The 20,406-nt window shown below is 44.4% G+C and carries 2 protein-coding genes (1 of these 2 cut by a window edge); both read right to left on the reverse strand.

Features of this window, described 5'->3' with window-relative positions; all coding sequences use genetic code 11:
* Complete coding sequence (locus J8M00_RS06565) at positions 1-14,352, reverse strand: non-ribosomal peptide synthetase (protein WP_211009520.1); 14,352 nt, start codon at positions 14,350-14,352, stop codon at positions 1-3.
* Positions 14,349-20,406, reverse strand: the 3' end of a protein-coding gene (locus tag J8M00_RS06570) for a non-ribosomal peptide synthetase (RefSeq protein ID WP_211009521.1). The gene runs 6,434 nt beyond the window's last position; only the last 6,058 of its 12,492 coding nucleotides appear in the window; its start codon lies off the right edge, out of view; its stop codon occupies positions 14,349-14,351. The genes J8M00_RS06565 and J8M00_RS06570 overlap by 4 nt, the downstream gene beginning before the upstream one ends.

Genomic DNA, 20,406 nt, shown 5'->3' on the forward strand with positions numbered 1-20,406 from the left:
TTACAGTTCCCAAACATCTTCTTCGGCATCACTGCTGTCATCTTCATGTTGAGAGATTAGCCCTTCTTTGAGTCGTACAGCGGTATCAATAACTTTTACAAGCTCGGACACCACTGGTTGCTCAAGAACTTCTTGCATGGACAACTCTATATCAAACTGATGTTGAATAGCGGTATACATACGCGCAGCCAACAAAGAGTGGCCTCCCAAATCGAAGAAGTTATCCTCTAGCCCGACTTGCTCAACCTGCAATAACTCCTGCCACATAGCACAAACCTGACGTTCCAGCTCACTAGTCGGTGCCACGTATACTTGCTCACGATGAAGTGATTGCGGCACAGGCAACGATTTACGGTCAACTTTACCATTCACTGTTAGCGGCATCGCTTCCAAGCTAACGTAATGATTAGGCACCATATAATCTGGTAGTAATGCTGTTAAATGTTCCTTGAACTGTGGTTTGTCAATATCCTTTATTGCAACAAAATATGCAACAATATTTTCAACCTCATTTAACACACAAACATCAACAACAACTTGTTCAACACCATCTATTAACAAGATTTTATTTTCAATTTCTTCTAATTCGATTCTAAATCCACGGATTTTGACTTGCGTATCAGCTCTGCCAATAAAGCTAAATTCACCCGAAGGTAATATGCGGACTAGATCTCCAGTTTTGTAATACCTCTGCTTAGAGCTGCCGGGTAATGACATTTCAATAAACGCTTTCGCCGTCAGTTCAGGGGCATTGATATAACCTCTTGCTAACTGATCACCTGCCAGATATAACTCACCGATTGCACCGACAGGACAAGGGTGCCCATTTTCGTCCAATACAACCGCTTCAAACCCCGGATAGACATCACCCAAGCTTCGAGAGTTCGATACTGACCAATCACTTGCCATGGCAGTCACCGTGGTTTCTGTTGGCCCATATTCATTGATTAAACGACAGTGCTGCTGCCACTTTTCAACCGTAGATTCTGGACATGCCTCACCACCAAGGATGAGTGTTTCTAACTTAAATTCACTTTGCCAGGACAGCGATTCTAAAATCGAAGGTGTTAAAGAGATTTGTTGCACTTCAAAATCAATTAACTGCTTTGATAGCGATTGCTCAAAGCTTGCCAAACACAAGGTAGCGCCCGAATACAAGCTACTCCAAATAACACCTAATCCGGCATCAAAGGCAGGAGACAAGACAGACATCACTCTTGACTGAGGCTGTGTACCTACAAAGTGATTATGGTTCCGCACAAAACTAGTCAAAGCCAAGTGCTCAATCATCACCCCTTTAGGTACGCCAGTAGACCCTGAAGTATGGATGACATAGGCCAGTTGATCTGCCTCTACTGGCATCAACTTGTCAGCTAGCAGAACTTGCTGTGTCTGGTTATCTACAGAGCGAATGTATAGCCCGTCTAGGCTAAGTTGCTGAACACCAGCAAAATCAGTCTTGCGGTGTGTTGCAGGCACTATCAAATGCTCTACACCACTCGACTCAATCATTTGCTCAATACGCTGAGCTGGCAACCTTTGGTCAAACGGCATATACACAGCGCCCATTTGCGAAAGCGCTACCATAAGTACAACATTGCTCACCGAGTTTTCAGCAATTACACCCACCAAACTACCCGCGCGAACACCTTGTTCATACAGTGCAACTGACATGGCACGGGCTGCAGCAGCAAGTTGACCATATGTTAGCTGTTCACTGCCATCGATTAGAGCCAGTGCTTCAGGCGCTTCAACAACATGGCATTTAACAGCCTCATGTACCGCTACAAACGGCTTGTCACTGTCAGTCAAACCATCGCGACCGGTATTCCTATCAGTTCTTTGATTTACAAGGGCTTGCGCGACCTGCAATTCAGGCATCGACAACATATTTTCTATAATGAGCAGGTAATTTTCGCCCATCTGCTCAATGGTTTCTGTCTCAAACAGGTCAGTACAATATCCCAGTGAGAAGCCTACTTCATCATCAAACTCCTCAACATCCAAACTCAAGTCAACTTTGGCAACTAGCTGCTCGGTATGCATTGGTGAAATCGCAAACTCTTCCGCAGCTAAGCCTTCCACTTTATTGGTGTTCATTGAGAATATCACTTGAACAAGCGGTGCATGTGACGCGCTGCGGGTGATATCCAGATCTGAAACCAATTTATCAAATGGATATGACTGATGCGACTGAGCAGCCAAGCTTGTCTGTTTAACCATTTGCAGTAAAGAATCAAACGAAGACTGCGGTTCAACACCCACTCTCATCACAACCAGGTTTACGAAGAAGCCAATTAATGGCTCAACTTCTTTGCGGTCCCTATTCGCTACCGGCGTACCAAACAAAATATCTGATTCACCACTGTAACGATTCAACAGCACAGAGAACGCCGTCTGTAGTGCCATTGACATCGTCAATCCTCGGCTCTGACAGAATGCCTTGAGCTTATTTTTTTGCGCCTGATCAAGCTTAAATGGCACTGCGCTTCCGGCAAATGACTGTCGCGCAGGACGAACTTTATCCGTTGGAATTGAGTGAATTTGTGGACTCCCAGCAAGTGCCTCTGTCCAATAGGTCTGATCGGCAAGGTATTGCTGCTCACCTTCCCACGTACGCTGCCATACCGCATAATCTTGGTATTGCACTGCAAGCGGGGTTAGCTCTGCGGCAACTTGACGGCTTTTGGCTGCGTATATGGTATTGAATTCTTTCATTAAGATACCAATCGACCAACCGTCAAAGACAATATGGTGGAAACACAATAGTAGCGCGCCACTCTCAACATCTACACCGTTTGTAAGCTTGACGTAACTGGCTCTAACCAGTAAGTCTTTAGCAAGATCAAACACCTTTGTGGCATTTTCAAATTGAATTTGTGCTACTTCATGTTGGCGAGCTTGCGCATCCAAGTGACTCACGTCGACTCGATGTAGTTTAAACGGTTGAGCATGTTCATAAGTGACTTGTGGCTGCTCGTCCACCGTCACAAAGTTACTTCTCAGCACCTGATGGCGAGCGACAATTTCGCCTAATGTCTGCTCAATCAGTTCAACGTCAAACTGGCCTGACACTTCAAAAGCAAGTGGCATGTTATATTGCGAACTGCCTTGGCCCATTTGGTCGATAAACCAAAGGCGCTCTTGTGCATGTGTCAGTGGATAATGCGTCATGTCGAGTGACACAGGCTGAATAGCAGGCGTAAATGTCGCTGCATCGGCTTGCTCTACCACCTCACCTTGTCCTGACAAAGAGGACGCATCAAATAATTGATGAAGCGAAACCTCAACGTTAAACGTCTCTCTAATTGCAGTTATCAACTGTATTGCCAACAGTGAATGGCCGCCTAACAAGAAAAAGTCACTATCTTGTGTAATCGCAGCCAATTCCACTTCAAGCAATTGTGCCCAGATATTTGCAAGCTGATTTTCTATTTCACCTACAGGACCAGACGAACTGGTTTGCTCTGTATGTGCTTGCCATTTTGGTAGCGCCTTTCTATCGACTTTACCATTAGCAGTTAATGGTAACTGGGCTAAAAACACGTACTGGCTTGGACACATATAGTCATTTAGCTCTAACGCCAATGATGTTCTTAAACTACGCTCCAGTTCCGCCAAATCCATATCGACATCACAAGCAATATAGGCTACAAGATGTTGAGCCGCAGTATCGTCTAACATCACATGCGCAGCAGAAATGCTTTGATTGCTCAGCAGGTGATGCTCAATTTCGCCTGTTTCTATGCGATAGCCACGCACTTTCACTTGCTCGTCAACTCGGCTGATAAATTCAAGGTTGCCATCATGCTTGTAGCGAACTATGTCACCTGTGCGGTAATAGGTAAGTGCTTGGTTGGTGTCATCGGAAAACTCAATAAACTTTTCTTGGGTAAGTGCTAAACGATTCATATACCCTTGAGTAACACCTTCTCCCCCGATATACAGCTCTCCTTTAGCGCCTTTGGGAACAGCTCTGCCATCTTTGTCCAATACGCGTAAAACAGTATTGTGAATTGGCACGCCAATTGGCACTGACCCCACAGTTTGCCCTGCGCTTTCATTCGCTGAGACTTTAAATACAACACAACCTACGGTCGCTTCTGTCGGTCCATATTCATTGATAATACAGGCGTTTGGCATAACACTGTTGCGCCACTGATCAACAGTACCCCAACTCAAGTTTTCACCCCCAACAATGCACATATGCTCAACCTTTGTCTGCGGTTGGTCGTACAACTTGGCAAGTGCATTTAAATGCGACGGTGTCAATTTAAACAACATAGGGGATGCAGCATTTGCAATCAATGCGGCCAGTGAATCTAGCTCGCGACTTCCTTGTTCAATTAATACAACTTCTTTGCCGCATACTAGTGGCGTAAATAGACTGGTAATTGTCGCATCAAAGCTCAAAGACGTGCTCACTACAGCCCCATTCACGCCATCAAAATATTGCGACGCAGCATAGTTCAAGTAGTGGGCTAAATTGGCATGTGATACAGCAACGCCTTTCGGTTTACCCGTAGAACCTGAGGTATATATGACGTAGGCCGTATCTGATGACTGGACTGAAGTCTTAGCGTCCTGTAATTCCTGCTCGGAACATTGATACCAATCTTCATCAAACAGCTCATCATCAAGCATCATGAAGTCAACACCATCTAGAGGCACACTTTCAACGGTGTGTTCATCAACCAACATCAGTTCCATGCCACAGTCATCAATAATATGATTGATTCGTGCACTGGGCGTTTTAGCATCAATTGGAACATAAAAGCCACCCGCTTTTAAAACTGCAAGCATGGCAACCGTGCTTTTAACGCTGCGCTCCATGCATATTCCTACCGCTTGCCCTGGAGCTAACCCTTCGTCTTGCAATACGACAGATAGGCATGCAACTTTCGTTGCCAATGCATCATAAGTCAATGCGCCATCTTGAGAAGACACCGCTGGTGCATTGGGCGACAGTTGTGCATATTCAGCAACCTTGTCGTTTAGCGCAAAGAATGGGGTAGAAGCGATACCACTTTCGCTTTCTTGTAACGTTTCTACAGCAGCATCAACTGCCAAATCAATATCACATACGCGCGCTTGTGCCTTTTCAACAAGCTGGAGTAGTACCGCCTTAAGTTGTTGACCCACAGTTTCGATATCAGCTGCGCTGTATTGCCCTAAGTGGTATTCAAATCGAATCGATAATGTATCGCCTAAGTGTGCTATCAAGCTCAGCGGGAAGTTAGTGCGCGCATACGGCTGCACATCGGTGATCACCAAACCAGCATTATTAACATGAGCACTCACATCTTTGATCGGGTAGTTTTCAAAGACAATGACACTGTTGTATAGCTCACCTGTCCCATGACTATTCGCCGCAGTTTGAATTTCTGTCGCGGATATAAAGTTATGTTGTTCTCTTTGGCTCAGTGCATCACGTTGAGAAATTAGGAAGTCCTCAACTTTCTCACTGCCCTCTACCGTTACTCTGCATGGCAAAGAGTTAATGAACAAACCAACCATTTTGCCAACATTTTCTAGCACAGGAGGACGACCCGTAGTCGTATAACCAAAGGTGACTGTTGACTCTGAACTGTAGCGTGACAGTAAAATAGCCCACGACGATTGCAACAAACTATTCAGTGTGGTTTTTGTTTTACGAGCAAACTCAACAAGTGACTGCGTTTGTTCAACATTCAATTGCAACGCAAACTCTTGCTCTGATTCTGCAACCTTTGAGCTGTCCATCAACGGCAGTGGTGTTGGCGCCATAGCCTCAGACAATTGCGCTTTCCAAAAGGTAAGCGACGCCGCTTGGTCTTGTTGATTGAGCCACTGAATATAATTTTTATATGGTGCAACCGCAGGCAAAGTCATCGGTTTATTTGCCAATGCCGCTTCATAGACTTTGGCAACCTCTTGAAACACCATGCTCATTGACCATCCATCCATTAAGGAGTGATGGTGTGACCAAATCAAAACGTGACCGTTTTCACCTAAGTTAAGTAAGTGGAACCTCATCAACGGCGCGTCGACGATGTTAAACTTAGTGCCTGCATCTTGGCAGCGAATTCGTTCTACTTCTTCTTGTTGTGCCGCTGCATCTAAATGGACAAGTGATACCTCGGACCAATTGAGTTCGACTTCATGCTGAACTAACTGATGGCAATACCCTTCCTCAAACCCTACAAAAGCGGTTTTGAAGATATCATGCCTGTTCACGATGCTGTGCCATGCTAATTTCAACATCTCTGGCAATACGTATTCAAAGTCCAAGCGAATTTGGGTGACGTAAGCGCTGCTATCTAATTCACTATGGAACAGCAACCCTTTTTGCATGCCCGTTGCGGGGTAAATATCCAACGCATCGTGTTGCGAATGCCAGTGCGAAAGCGTCTCAATAGGCGCAGTCGCGTGCGGGAATTGCGCTGCAATTGTGCTCTCATCTAAAGCACCGACACAATGCGATATAATCCCTTGCACAGCTTTTTGGAGATGGCTTGCCAATGAATCAGCCTGTTGCTGGCTAAAATCAGACAAGTCAAAGTTGATCTTAAACTGCATGCTGCCATTGGTTACCATGGCGATTAGGTCTAGTTTATGTGACATAGGTCGATTGGCGCTAGACCAATCACCCGCTGATTCCGTTGCAATTGAAAAGAACTCACCATCTTCTGTTACATTGTCAAACTGACCCAAGTAGTTAAATTGAATTTGAGCTGGCGCATAATCACCCAATTCACGGCTCTGCTCGCTATTGGCGATCACGCCAAATCCAATACCATTGCTCGGAATTGCTCGATAGGTCTCTTTAACGTGGTGAATTATTTTCTCATAAGCAAGCGCATTAAGACTCTCGTTAGATGCTGCCAGTAAAACAGGGTAAATGCTTGTAAACCAACCGACGGTTTCTGTCAGGTCTAAGCTTTCTGTTAACGCCTCTCGGCCATGGCCTTCCATATCAATCAAGAATTGGTTACCACCACTCCACTGGTGCAAAGCGATTAAAAGCGAACTCAGCAATAGTTCATTAACTTGCAAGTCATACTTTAAAATAGCTTGGGTGATCAGCTGCTGTGTTTCCTTTTTAGAAAAGCTCGTTTGCGCTTGCGATTTTGCTACAGCATGTTCACTGCTTTGAGACTCAAGCACAGGCAGCGGACTCGATTGCGTTGCTACGACACTTTGCCAATAAGGTATTTGCGCCAAAATCTGCTCATCCGACGCATACTCTTGAAGAAACTCACCCCACGCTTTATACGAAGAAGATTTTGGTGCCAACTGAACACGGCCAAATGCATGCAGCTGAGAAAACGCAGCTTCAATATCAGACAATAAAATACGCCATGACACACCATCAACGACCAGGTGGTGAAGCACAATAAATAAACGCCCGTCTTGCGCATTGTGCTCATCTTCCACATATACAAATCTAGCCAACGGTCCTGCCAGCTCAAAACTTTGATGATAGCGATTGACTATCTCGGCCACTTGCTCTTTATCAGATAGTGAGCACTTTTCGACCGCAAAGAAGTGGTTCAGTGATTGCGTGGTAATGTCTTGATGACTTGCTTGCCAATTGTTTGCTTCGTGTTTAAAGCTCAACCTAAGGGCATCGTGGCGATTTACCAGCTCTGCAACAATGGTTTGTAATGCTTCAGCATTAAACTCAGGTGGGGTATTTAGCATCACTGCTTGATTATAATAATCTAATTCAACCCCCTTTTGTAAAAACGCTTGCTGCACCGGTAACAGTGGCATCTCGCCAGTTACTGCCTCTTGAGATATGTCCAATTCTTTATCGGTAGTCGCGACACCTGACAGAGACCGTATGGTGGAAAACTTAAACAAATCGGCCAGTGAAAAGAATACGCCCTGATGACGTGCTTTTGCCACAATTTGGATAGCCAAAATCGAATCGCCACCTAGCTCAAAAAAGTCTGCCATCACATCAAGGGTATCTGGTGCCACTCTCAATACGGATGCCCATACATTGCGCAACGTGACCTCTAAACTTGATTCTGGCTCCGTTACCTTCGAGCTACCTTGCAAAGTGCTGACATCAGGTAGCGCTTTACTATCGACTTTACCATTGAGCGTAAGCTTAAACTCATCAACTGCCACAACAAACTTAGGCACCATATACTCAGGTAAATGTTTTGTTAGGTTTTGAAGAATTTGCGTATCGAGCGATGCGCCGTCTTGTGCGGTGTAATATGCAACTAGCACAGCCTGCCCCGCGGCACCTTGTGACTTGGCTACAAAGGCAGCTTTAACACCTTTTACCGCTAATATATGATGCTTTATCTCATCCAGATCTATCCGATAACCACGGATTTTTATCTGCGCCTTTCTGCGTCCGATATATTCCAACTTACCGTCGGATAGATAACGCACTAAATCGCCAGTACGATATAACACAGTATCTGTGCCGTTAATATTTTTCGTGATAAAAGCTTGTTCAGTGAGATCTGGACGGTTTAGGTAGCCTTTTGATAACCCTGAGCCGGCAATAAATAGCTCACCAACTGATCCAAAAGGAATGCGTTGTAGTTGATCATTAAAGACATATAAAGATGTACCAGCCACTGACACGCCAATTGCGACGTTTTCCTGATCTACTTTCGCGGCCGAAGACGGTGTGATCACCTCAAAACAACAGCCGACGGTCGACTCTGTGGGGCCATACTCATTGATATAAGTTGCCTGGGGCAGGTGCTTGGTGCGCCACTCATTAACAGCTTTCCAGTGTAGCGCCTCTCCTCCAATTATCAGCACATGTTCCAATGTACTTGAAAAATCGCCCAACACTGCTGAAATTACATCCAAATGAGATGGTGTCACCTTGAATATGCATGGCGCTTCACAGTCTTTTATGAACGCCGCAATTGATGCGGCATCATTGCTCTGTTCAGCGACGATATTGACTGTACCAGCAACGCTCAGCGGGCCAAAGCAAGCGCTGATAGTTGCATCAAAACTCAGTGTTGAACTCACCAAACTCTGACTTGCATTGACAAAATAATGCGACTTTACATGGTCTAAGTATGACGCGAGATTGGCATGAGATATCTCGATTCCTTTTGGTGTTCCCGTTGAACCTGAGGTAAATAAAACATATGCATTTTGCTGCAAATCAGGCAAAGCAAATGTCTCATCGTCTGCAAAGTCTTCTAACCAGCTATCGTCTGTCACATCCTCTTCAAGCACCAGCTCTGAAATACCTTGTACACTGAAAGGCAAAGCATGGGATTCATGAGAAATGACAACACTTGCATGCGTTTGCTCAATAATAGCTTGGTTGCGCATCGCCGGGTTTTTAACGTCCAGAGGAACATAGCACGCACCGGCTCTCATAACCGCCAACACGGCTATCAGTGACTCAATACTCCGTGGCAAGAAAATTCCAACTTTGTCATTTTCACCAACCTCTTCCTCTCGCAGCGCACAAGCTAAATTATTTACGCGGTCATTAAGCTGTAAATAAGTTAGACTCTGATCGGCCATGGTTACAGCTATCGCGCTTGGATTTTGCTCCACACTGCGTTCAAATAACTCAATGACAGACGGCGCTGGCATAGATCCACTCTGGATACTTTGCTGTTCTAGTGCCGCAATGCGCTCTAGTTCTCTAGTGTCTAAAAACGAATCAAAATCAATTTCTTGGCTCGGTTCATCAAGGATTTGCGATATAATTTTATGTAAATAGTTTATAACCTTTTCAATATATTGCTGATCAAACTGCTCAAGGTTTGCGTTAACTCTGAAGCCCAATGAGTTATCAGCCGGGCTATTAAAAAACGTCACATACAGCATGAAGTTGATTTTTTCGAAAAAGTTTCCACCTTGAAGGTCAACATCACCGAGTATGCTTTCATAAACATGAAAATCGATAAAATTAAACAGTGACGATGAGAATTCACTATTTGTTGCACGCTGAACTTCACTGAGCGGGTAGCTTCGGTGCGACATTAGGTCGACACTTTCACTATGCACTTTTTCAATTAATTGCTGCCATGTTCCCTTGGTGACATCTATTCTCATCGGCAGAGAATTTAGATATAGGCCAAGCGTTTGCTCACTGCCTTCTAGCTCTGGTCTGCCATTAGTTACAACTGAAGTCACAACATCTTTTTGGCCATCCAACAAAGCCATTAACACAGTGTGTGCGCTCAGCAAGATGCTCTTTTCTGTGACTTTTAATTGCTTAGATAAGTCTTTCAAGCGGCGACGTTGATCACTGCTTAGTGCTGTTGACGCTTCCTGTAGAGCACCTTTTTTGAGGTTTGACCACCAAGGTAAACTCATTCCGTCTAACTTTTCTTCAAAGTACTGACGGCTGTTTCCTGATTCAATAGCCGCCACTTCTTGGGCAATTTGTAACGAAAATGCAGGAGGCTTCGATTGCAGCAATAACGGTTGCCCAGATAGCAAACGCTTGTACTGAGTGAATAGTTCTGTATTGAAAGACGCCAAACTCCAACCATCTAACAAAGCATGATGGAATGAAAGATGAAGATAAACATCATCATCGGCAATGGTATGAATAGCCATACGCCACGGGATATCACCCATTTCGAACGGCGATGCCAATTCCAACGCCAAACACTGTTGTTCATATTGCGCTAAATCATTGACCTCTTCATCTGTCATCGCCCTCACTGCCAAAGGCAAGGCAATCGATTCATGTATAACTTGGATTGGCTGAGAACAGCATGACTCAAATGTCGATCTCAGTACTGAATGGCGTTCTACAATCGCACTCAAAGCCTGAACAAACAAATCTGGTTGCCATTGCAACTTTAATCGAGAGCTAGACACATCGTGGTAAGTGCCATCGCTCGCCTCAAGCATGTTATGGATCACCATACCCTGCTGAGTAGCGGTCAATGGAAATGCATCTTCGATTGTTGCCTTGGTTATTTGTGGCAGCGCCTGTTGTTGTTCTTCAGACAGCAACGCAAATGGCTTTTCTATTACTTTAGTTGTCGATTCTGTGTCATTGCGTTCAATGGCATCCGCCAGAGATACAACTGATTGATAATTAAATACATCTTTGACCGAAAACTGAAGGCCGATGTTTGCGGCGTTGGCAACCAATGAAATTGCTCGAATTGAATCACCGCCTAGGTTGAAAAAGTTATCCTGAATACCAACTTTTTCACACTCCAAGGTTTGTTCAAACACAGCACATAGCTGGCGTTGAATGGGAGTTTCTGGCGCTTGATATTCTTCGCTGATGTAACTTACTGGCATTGATAAGAGTAAGCTGCGGTTGAGCTTGCCATTTACCGTCATAGGTAAATCATCCAACATTACATAAGCTGCTGGCACCATATGTTTGGGTAATTTCACCTGCAAATAGCCGTGTAGCTCACGAAATAGCGCTTGCTGATCACCTGAGCCTAACTCATCTGCCAAAGTGAAATATATAACCAGTTCGTGACCTGATTGCTCTTTAGGCTTAGCCAGCACTGCGCAGGATTTTACTTGCGGGTGGGAATTTAAACTTGCTTCAATTTCACCGAGCTCAATTCTAAAGCCTCGAATTTTTACTTGCTCATCAATACGACCTAAATACTGTAGGCTCATATCATCCAACCAGCGAACAAGGTCACCACTGCGGTAAATTACGGCATTTTGCTCAGCGCTAAACGGATCGGCTAGAAACTTTTCAAGATTCAGCTCTGGTCTATTCAAGTACCCATTTGTAACACCTTGACCGCCAACCCACAGTTCCCCTGGGACGCCTGGAGGCTGGCAATTTCCATTTTCATCAACAACATAACAAGTCAAATCTTGTAACGGCTTACCAATTAGGCTGATCCCTTGCTCACAGTGCGCGCGCTCTATTTTTTGATAGGTAACATGCACAGTAGTTTCTGTAATACCATACATATTGATCAACTGCGGGGCCTCACTGCCGTAGCGATCCATCCACGGTAACAGCTTGGTAAAGTTCAGATACTCTCCACCAAATACGACATAGCGCAGTTGGTGTGGGCTATTGTGTTCAAGCACATATTCTGACAATTGATAAAAAGCTGAGGCTGTTTGGCTCAACACCGTGACACCGTGCGTCGTTAAAAGCTTGGCAAATCGCTGCGGCGAACGACTGTCTTCATAAGACACCATTACCGTCTTCGCACCATACAATAACGCTCCCCACAGCTCCCAAACAGAAAAGTCAAAGGCAGTAGAATGGAAGCAACTCCAAACGTCTTGCTCGCTGAACTCGAACTGTTGATCTGATGATTTAAACAGTCTCAGCACATTTTTATGGGTAACTTGAACACCTTTGGGCAGCCCTGAAGAGCCTGACGTGTAAATGATATACGCCACTAGATTTTCAGGCAGTTCGATATTCAAATTGTCGGCATCGAGCCCAGATTGCAAGCCGGTATAATGTTCTCCATCAAGTACAATGCGTTTGATTTGATCAGTATCTAACACTGGTAAGTTTTGCAGTGCCTCCGAGGTAACGACCAAATTGATATCACTATCATTGATGATATGAGTCAAACGCGCCGCAGGATAACTTGGGTCCATAGGAACATAAGTACCACCAGCTTTCAGAATTGCCAGCATCGCAACCACAAACTCAGTTGAACGAGATAAGCAAATGCCAACTCTATCGGGTGCATGTGTACCTTGCTCTTGCAGATAGCGCGCTAAGCGATTTGCTTGCTCGTTGAGCGCTTGATATGTAAGCGCACTATCATCATCACAAACCGCTACTCTCGTAGGGTGAGATACTGCCATCTCTTCGAACTGTTGATGTAGCATGCTATTGGTAGTGAATTGGCGGTGTGCACGAAGCACCTCGTCAACGATATCACCTTGCTGTTGAGCATTTATCAGTTGAATATCTGAAACATTGATATCTTTATTTTCAATCACCTGATCGCATACCGTACAGAAGTATTGCGATAGGCTCTCGATGTACTGAGCAGAAAACAGCGCACTATCGTAAGTAAACATCAACTCCAATGACTGGCTATCGATGCCCACCTCAAGCATCAAATCAAAGTTTGCTGATGCATGCTCAATATTCACTGGGGACAAATCCCACGGCATGTCACTTGAATGCGCCTGACTACTTTGATGCACTGACAGTACGATTTGAAACAATGGTGCCATTTGAGTATTACGCTCAATGCCGCAGTGCTCTAACACTCTGTCGAAAGGCACATCTTGATGTTGCAGTGCCGCTAAGTTTACCTGTTTTACATACTCTAAATAATCACCAAATGAAGTGTGACCATCAACATCGGTTCTGAGCGATAGGAAGTTAACAAAAAAGCCTATCATCTGTTCAAGTTGACTATTGCTGCGACCCGCACTTGGGGTACCAATAACCACGTCAGAGTTACGGGTAGCCTTAGTGAGCATCAGTGAAAATATTGCATGGATCAATACAAATGGCGTTACTGACTGCGACCGTGCCAAGTTATCAAGTGCAACCTTAGTGTGCGCTGGTAAAGTGAAGCGATATTTGCTGCCTATTTGTTGACTTGTTTCAGGCCTATTACGTTGCAAAGCAAGGCCATGTGTTACAGGCGCATCTGCAAGCTGCTTATGCCAATAATCAAGCTGGGATTGCAACGTACCGTTATCCAATTGCTTTCTTTGCCACGCAGCAAAATCGCGATACTGTACAAATAAATCCTCTTGCACTACCTCTTTTCCAGCCTCCAACTGGCTGTAGTTTTGTACAAACTCAGCCAAAAGGATATCTCGAGACCATTCATCAAAAGCGATATGATGGATATTAAAGACCATCACACCACTGTCTGGCGCCGTTTTTAGGTAGTTAACTCGCAGTACAAGCTCCGATGTTAAATCAAACGGTTTCCCTGCTTCCGCTTCAATAAAAGCCTGAATGCCACCAAGGTCTTGCGTAAAGTCGAGCTCTGTTATCGAAAAATTAAAGTCTGCTAATATCTGCTGACGCCCCTCTCCTGCGTCATTAATATATATCGTTCTCAGTATTTGGTGTTTCTCAATGACCGCGTTCAGGGCACGATTGGCAATTGATAGATCAAATTTACCTTTCACTTCAAACGCCCAAGGAATGTTATAACTTGCGCTGCCCTGCTCTACCTGATCTATAAACCACAATCTTTGCTGTGCAAAAGAAAGTGGGTAGTTACTGGCATTGTCCACAGGCTGAATTTCTTCTTCTATTTTGGTCAGCTTGCTTAAGTGCTCAATAATCTCATTCTTATGTAATTTTAGTTTTTCGAGAGTTTGGCTATCCAACGCCCCTTTCGGGGCATCAACGCTTAACTTTCCACTATTTACTGCTAAGAACACATGCTTCTTTTGTAGTTCTAAAATAAAGGTCATTATATTCATAGTTCAAACATCTCTCTTTCACCGCTTTGTTGAGCCGTGTTGTCTTTTCCTTTCTGTACTAACAAATCTATATATGAGGCCAATTGATGAATTGTTGAATATTCGAACAATACGTTCACTGAAATATTCACTGAATATACTTTCTTCACTTCATTAGCCAGTCGCACCATCATTAGCGAGTTTCCTGCATACTGATAAAAAGAGGCGTGAATATCGACGTGCTCTAGTTCAACCTCAAATAACTTCGCCCAGTGTTGAGCCAAAAATAATTCAGTCTCAGTTTCAGGTTCAGCTGATTCAGCCGTCTCTGATGCTTGTGATGGTTTATCAACAGCAAGTAGCGCAGCCCTATCAATCTTGCCGTTATTGGTAAGGGGCCAAGATTCAACTGCCACCAGCGACTCTGGCTGCATAAAGTAAGGCAAACTGCCAGCTAACGATTTGCGGATTTTTTCCAATTCATCTGAGGAGTTTGATGTAGCTGAGTTAAATACCACAAATGCTGCTATTGTTTCTTCATTGCTCGTTGTTACATACGCTTTAGCAACACTCTCCATGCTAGCTAGGCGATGCTCAATCTCTCCCAATTCAACTCTAAAGCCTTTGATATTTACCTGATGATCATTACGCCCGATATATTCGTATCCGCCCTCTGGTAAACACTTAGCCAAGTCGCCTGTTTTGTAGTAAAGCGTGCTTTGCTCATCACCAAAATTCATGGGGACAAAACGCTCTGCAGTCAGTGCTTCTTTATTGAGATATCCACGTGATACGCCCGCACCGGCAACATAAAGCTCACCTTCTTCACCGACTGGAACTTCCTCACCTTGCTCATTGAGTACAATGAACTTAGTCTCCTTGATAGGCACTCCAATCTTGCTGTTCACTCCTGGTTGGTACACATCTTTCATACTGACTTGATAAAAAGTTGAATAAACCGTGGTCTCAGTTATGCCATAAACATTGATCAACGCAGGTTTAACTACACCATGCTTTTCGACCCAAGGTGCGAGGTTAGGGAATTTCAGAGCTTCACCACTGAACACCACATACTTCAGGTCCAAGGGCAGATCTTTTTCCGGCTGTAAATCGACTAAGTTGCTGAATGCGGTTGGAGTTTGACACAACACGGTAACTTTGTGCTCTAACAATACATTGTATAAAGCTTGTGGCGATCGAGCAGTCCAATAAGGAACAACCACGAGTGTTGCACAATTGGTTAACGCCCCCCACAGCTCCCAAACAGATACGTCAAATGATAGCGAATGGAACAATGTCCACACATCATCCGCACCTAATTCAAAGTGCTCTTGGTAACTGACGAGCAATTGAGACACATTTCCATGTTCAATCATGACTCCCTTAGGTTGCCCTGTCGAACCTGAGGTATAAGTCACATAGATTAAGTCTTGTGTATCAACTTTGATGTTCGGGTTTTGATTTGATTGTTGCGCTATTGATGATTGAATTGCGGCCTCAGATAAGCTCACAAATACACTGTGGCTACTCAGCTCAGTGACATCGACTGAATCACTGGTTAACACTAATTTGGGTTTCGCATCGGACAAGAAATACTTCAGACGCTGCGCCGGATATTCCGGGTCCATGGGGATATAAGCAGCACCAGCTTTCAGTATCGCCAAAATTGAGATAATGAAATCAGGTGAGCGCTGTAAACATATACCGACCAAATCGCCTTTTTGAACACCCGCTTCATTTATCAAGTAGTGTGATAACTGGTTCGCAGCTTCATTCAATTGACAATATGTCAGACAGGTGTCTTCAAATCTAATCGCATCTTTATCTGGCGCATTTAGTACTTGCTGTTCAAACTGATTATGTACGGTGATTAGATCATTTTGATATTTCTGTTTCGCCACTTGCTGCGGTTCTATACTTGTCTCGTCCTGTTCGTCAAACAGTGGTAGTTGACCAACCAATTCACTACTTTGCTCTGGAATGTCGGCCAACAACTGACTCAAGCATTGTTCAAGTGACTCTACTTGTTGCTCTGAGAATGTATCCGAATGCCCTTCTAAACGGAAAATCATCTCATCCTTTACAAACGCTTTTACCGTTAACGGGAATGTCGTTTCTTCATCGGAGTCCATCTCCAGCACATTGAGGGTAAGATCTGACTGTTGCTCTCGAATGCCTTGCTCTAATGGATAATTTTCAAATACTAATAAACTGTCAAAAATGTCGCCCTGCAAGTTACCAGTTTGCAATATTTCAGAAAATGACAAGAAACTGTTTGCGTTGATTTGGCTAAATCTGTGATGTACATCTTTTACCCACTTTGTCAGTGGTTCACGCTTGGCTACATTAACCACAACTGGCAATGTGTTAATAAATAAGCCAACGGTTTTATCTACTCCAGATAATTGCGCTGGGCGACCAGAAGTCGTTACACCAAAAATCACATCTTCAGAAGCAAAAGTATTCGCTAAAACAAGCGCCCATGCACTTTGCACCACCGCATTCACAGTAACGTGTGACGCCTTTGCAAACGCTTGAATATTGCGTGTAACGGCCTCAGGTAACGCAAAGTTGCGCTGCCAAACTTTAGGGGCAGTTGCGCTTGGTTGTGTACTACTTTTCGGGAAATGCCCTACAAATGTGCCTTGCTGCAGCTCATTTCGCCAAAATGCTTTTGCGCCATGCATATCTTGCTGTGCCAGCCAATCGATATAATTCTTATATGGCACTTCCCCTGCTATATTCGGCGTTTGCCCCGCTAGCAATGCTTGATAGAACTGGAATACATCTGCAAAAACTAATTCCAAACTCCAACCATCGAGTAAGGCATGGTGGTGAGACCAAATCAGATAACTTTCTCCAGCACCTAAATCCGCTAAATTCATTCGCATCAGAGGGGCAGAGCTAGGATCTATTCCCTGCTTTCTGTCATTACTGCGAATAAGTTCTAGCGCAGCAGACTGCTGATCTGATCCTACCTCGCTTAGGTCATGCTGGTGCCAAGTGAGCTGTGCACGCTCATGAACACACTGAACCACATAACCTTCTTCAATACCTGAGAATGAGGTTCGTAATATGGCATGCTTGTCCATGACTAACTGCCATGCTTTTTGGAATATCTCTACATTTAAGTCTTTAAATTTAACTTTAATCTGGGTGGTATAACTTTCTTTATCAAACAAGTTTTGAATAAGTAAACTGGTTTGCATGCCTGTTGCAGGATATCGCTGCACGATCCGCTCACCAGCAATATTGATTTGATTCAAGCGCTGCTCAGATAACGCTGCGATCTCTGATAAAACAGAGTCAAATGTGTTTGCTAGTTGCGCTATTTGGTCACCACAATAGAGCGATGAATCATAGCCAATGCTGATATTCAGCGCGCCATTTAACACGTAGCCATTAACTGAAAGCGGGTGGCTGCTGCCGCGTGTTGGGCAAACCACTTGGCCGACACTCTCTGGCGCAAATGTAAATGCCCCATCACCACCACTGACTTGGTCAAATTGACCTAAGTAGTTGAATGCCAGTTCACTGTGCACGCTACCTTGCAGCGCTGGAAGCTCGGCAAGATATTTAAGTGCACCATAGCCGATGCCATTGTTTGGCACTTTTGAAAGTTGCGCCCCCACACTGTCTATCAACTGAGCTATGTCTTGATTTTGACCAACAGCAAAATTGACAGGGTAAACCGAAGTGAACCACCCAATTGTTCCGCTCAGATCTAAGTTTGAGTTAAGCGCTTCACGTCCATGGCCTTCCATATCAATACGGATACTTCCAATATCGAATGTGCGCTGTATAGATTCAAGCAATGCACTCAGTAATAGCGCGTTAATCGAGCTATCAAAACTTTCTATCGCAGTTGTGAGTATCTGATTTGTGACTTTGCTGTCGATGGCAATTGCACTCTCAGCCATCGCGCTGGCACTTTCAAATTCAGCCAACGCTTGTTTATTCGCAATACTGCTAACTTCCTGCTCAGTCACGGATGCCCAGTATGTCCCTTCACGCGCTGACAGCTCAGATGTTGCATACTCAGATAAATACTCGCCCCATTGCTTGAATGACGCTGTTTTTACTCTCGCTGTGTCAGCATTGTTATCATGTAATTGACTATAAATTCGCTCAATATCCGACATGATAATGCGCCATGAAACACCATCGACCACCAAGTGGTGAAGTACCAATAAAAGCCTGTGAGCACGATTTTCATCAGTGATCAGTACCGCTTTAAATAGCGCTCCGGTAGCGATATCTAGACTCGCCTGAATGGCGTCAATTTGCGGTAATATGCTCTCCCAATCACCGCCATTTAGCGCGATCTTAGCAATACTCGACTCGATGTGTGCTTGACTTACTTCCTGGTGCGTTGCTAGCCAAGAGGAGTCAGCCTGTTGTTCAAATTGCAACCGCATTGCGTCATGCGTTTGGTACAATCGCGCAACAATATGTTGTAAATCTGTCAGTGTCAGATCAACTGGAGGCTCCAGCAGTACGGCTTGGTTGTAGTGATTTATCCCATTGTCGTTTTCAAAAAACTCATGCTGTATTGGTAACAGTTCGATAGTGCCTTCAATATCACCTTGCTCAGCAACTAAAGTACTAGATGAGTATGCTTTCTCGGCAAGGCCGCGCACTGTTGGCATTGCAAATAGGTCGTTTACAGTAAAATGCAGGCCAGCTTCAGTTGCCTTTGACACCAACTGAATCGCAATGATTGAATCTCCCCCCAGTTCAAAGAAGTTTCTCTCAACACTGATCTCGGTTGGCTCTAGCTGCAATAGCTGACCCCACAAAGCTTGCAGTTTGGTTTCTACTTCATTGGTAGGCGCAACAAAGTTATCGTCGTCTGTCTGACCATTCCACTTTGGTAGGCGGCTGGTGTCCAACTTGCCGTTTAAAGTTAAAGGCCATTGCTCCATAGGGATAAAAGCAGTAGGCAACATAAAATAAGGTAATAAGTTGGCCAACTTACTGCGAATAGCATTTACGGCGTCAACAGGAGACACTGAGCCTTGCTCTAATACAACGTACGCAATAATAGATGCTTTGCCGTTGTCGTTTTCAACCACGTTCACCCACGCACTTTTAACTTCTTCGCAGTTGGCAATTTTTTGCTCAACTTCTTCAAGTTCAATTCTAAACCCGTTGACTTGAACCTGGTGGTCGTTTCGGCCGATATATTCGAATTCACCGTTATCTAACTGCTTAACCAAATCACCTGTTTTGTATAACCTCTTCACCAAAGGTGTCGTGGTATTCCCTTGTAAGGGGTTGGTAATAAAGCGATCTGCGGTGAGTTCTTGGCGATTTAAATAGCCCCTAGTTACAGCTGGGCCACCTAAATACAGCTCTCCGATAGCACCAACAGGGGCTAATTTCCCATGCTGATCCAGCACCGTTGCGCTTACGTGAGGTAACATGGCACCAATTTTACTGCTGCCATGGTCATTGAACACATCTTCATCGGTTACACGATAATATGTATCAAGTACGGTTGTTTCTGTAATGCCGTACATATTTATCAATTGTGTCGAACTCAAATCATATTTGCTTACCCAAGGTCGCAATGATGAGAAAATGAGTGCCTCACCGCCAAATATCACATACCTCAAAGCGTGCTCAGAGCAATCCATACATTCTTTAATCAAATTATTAAATGCACTCGGTGTTTGGTTCAGGACGGTTACCTGGTGCTCAACAAGCAAGCTATAGAACTCTCTCGGTGCACGAGATACTTCAAATGGCACTACAACCAATTTACCGCCATGCAACAGTGCTCCCCAAATCTCCCAAACTGAGAAATCAAAAGACAAGGAGTGGAACATCACCCACACATCATCCTCTGAGAAACCAAATAAATCCGTTGTAGCACTGAACAAGCTCAGCGCATTGCGGTGCTCTACTTGCACCCCTTTTGGGTTTCCAGTTGAGCCAGAGGTATAAATCACGTAAGCAAGTTTGTCATACAGTCCTGTGTGTTTTGATATCTCAGGGTTGCAAGTGCTTTGCATAGCAAAACTGTGGAGAAACTCGTCACTGTGTAGGTTCAATAAGGTCTGTTGAGACAGT

Source organism: Pseudoalteromonas luteoviolacea, assembly GCF_018100925.1.
GTDB lineage: Bacteria > Pseudomonadota > Gammaproteobacteria > Enterobacterales > Alteromonadaceae > Pseudoalteromonas > Pseudoalteromonas obscura.

Excerpts from the sequence above, each read along its gene's own strand:
- J8M00_RS06565 (WP_211009520.1), bottom strand. The coding sequence starts at position 14,352 with ATGAATATAATGACCTTTATTTTAGAACTACAAAAGAAGCATGTGTTC.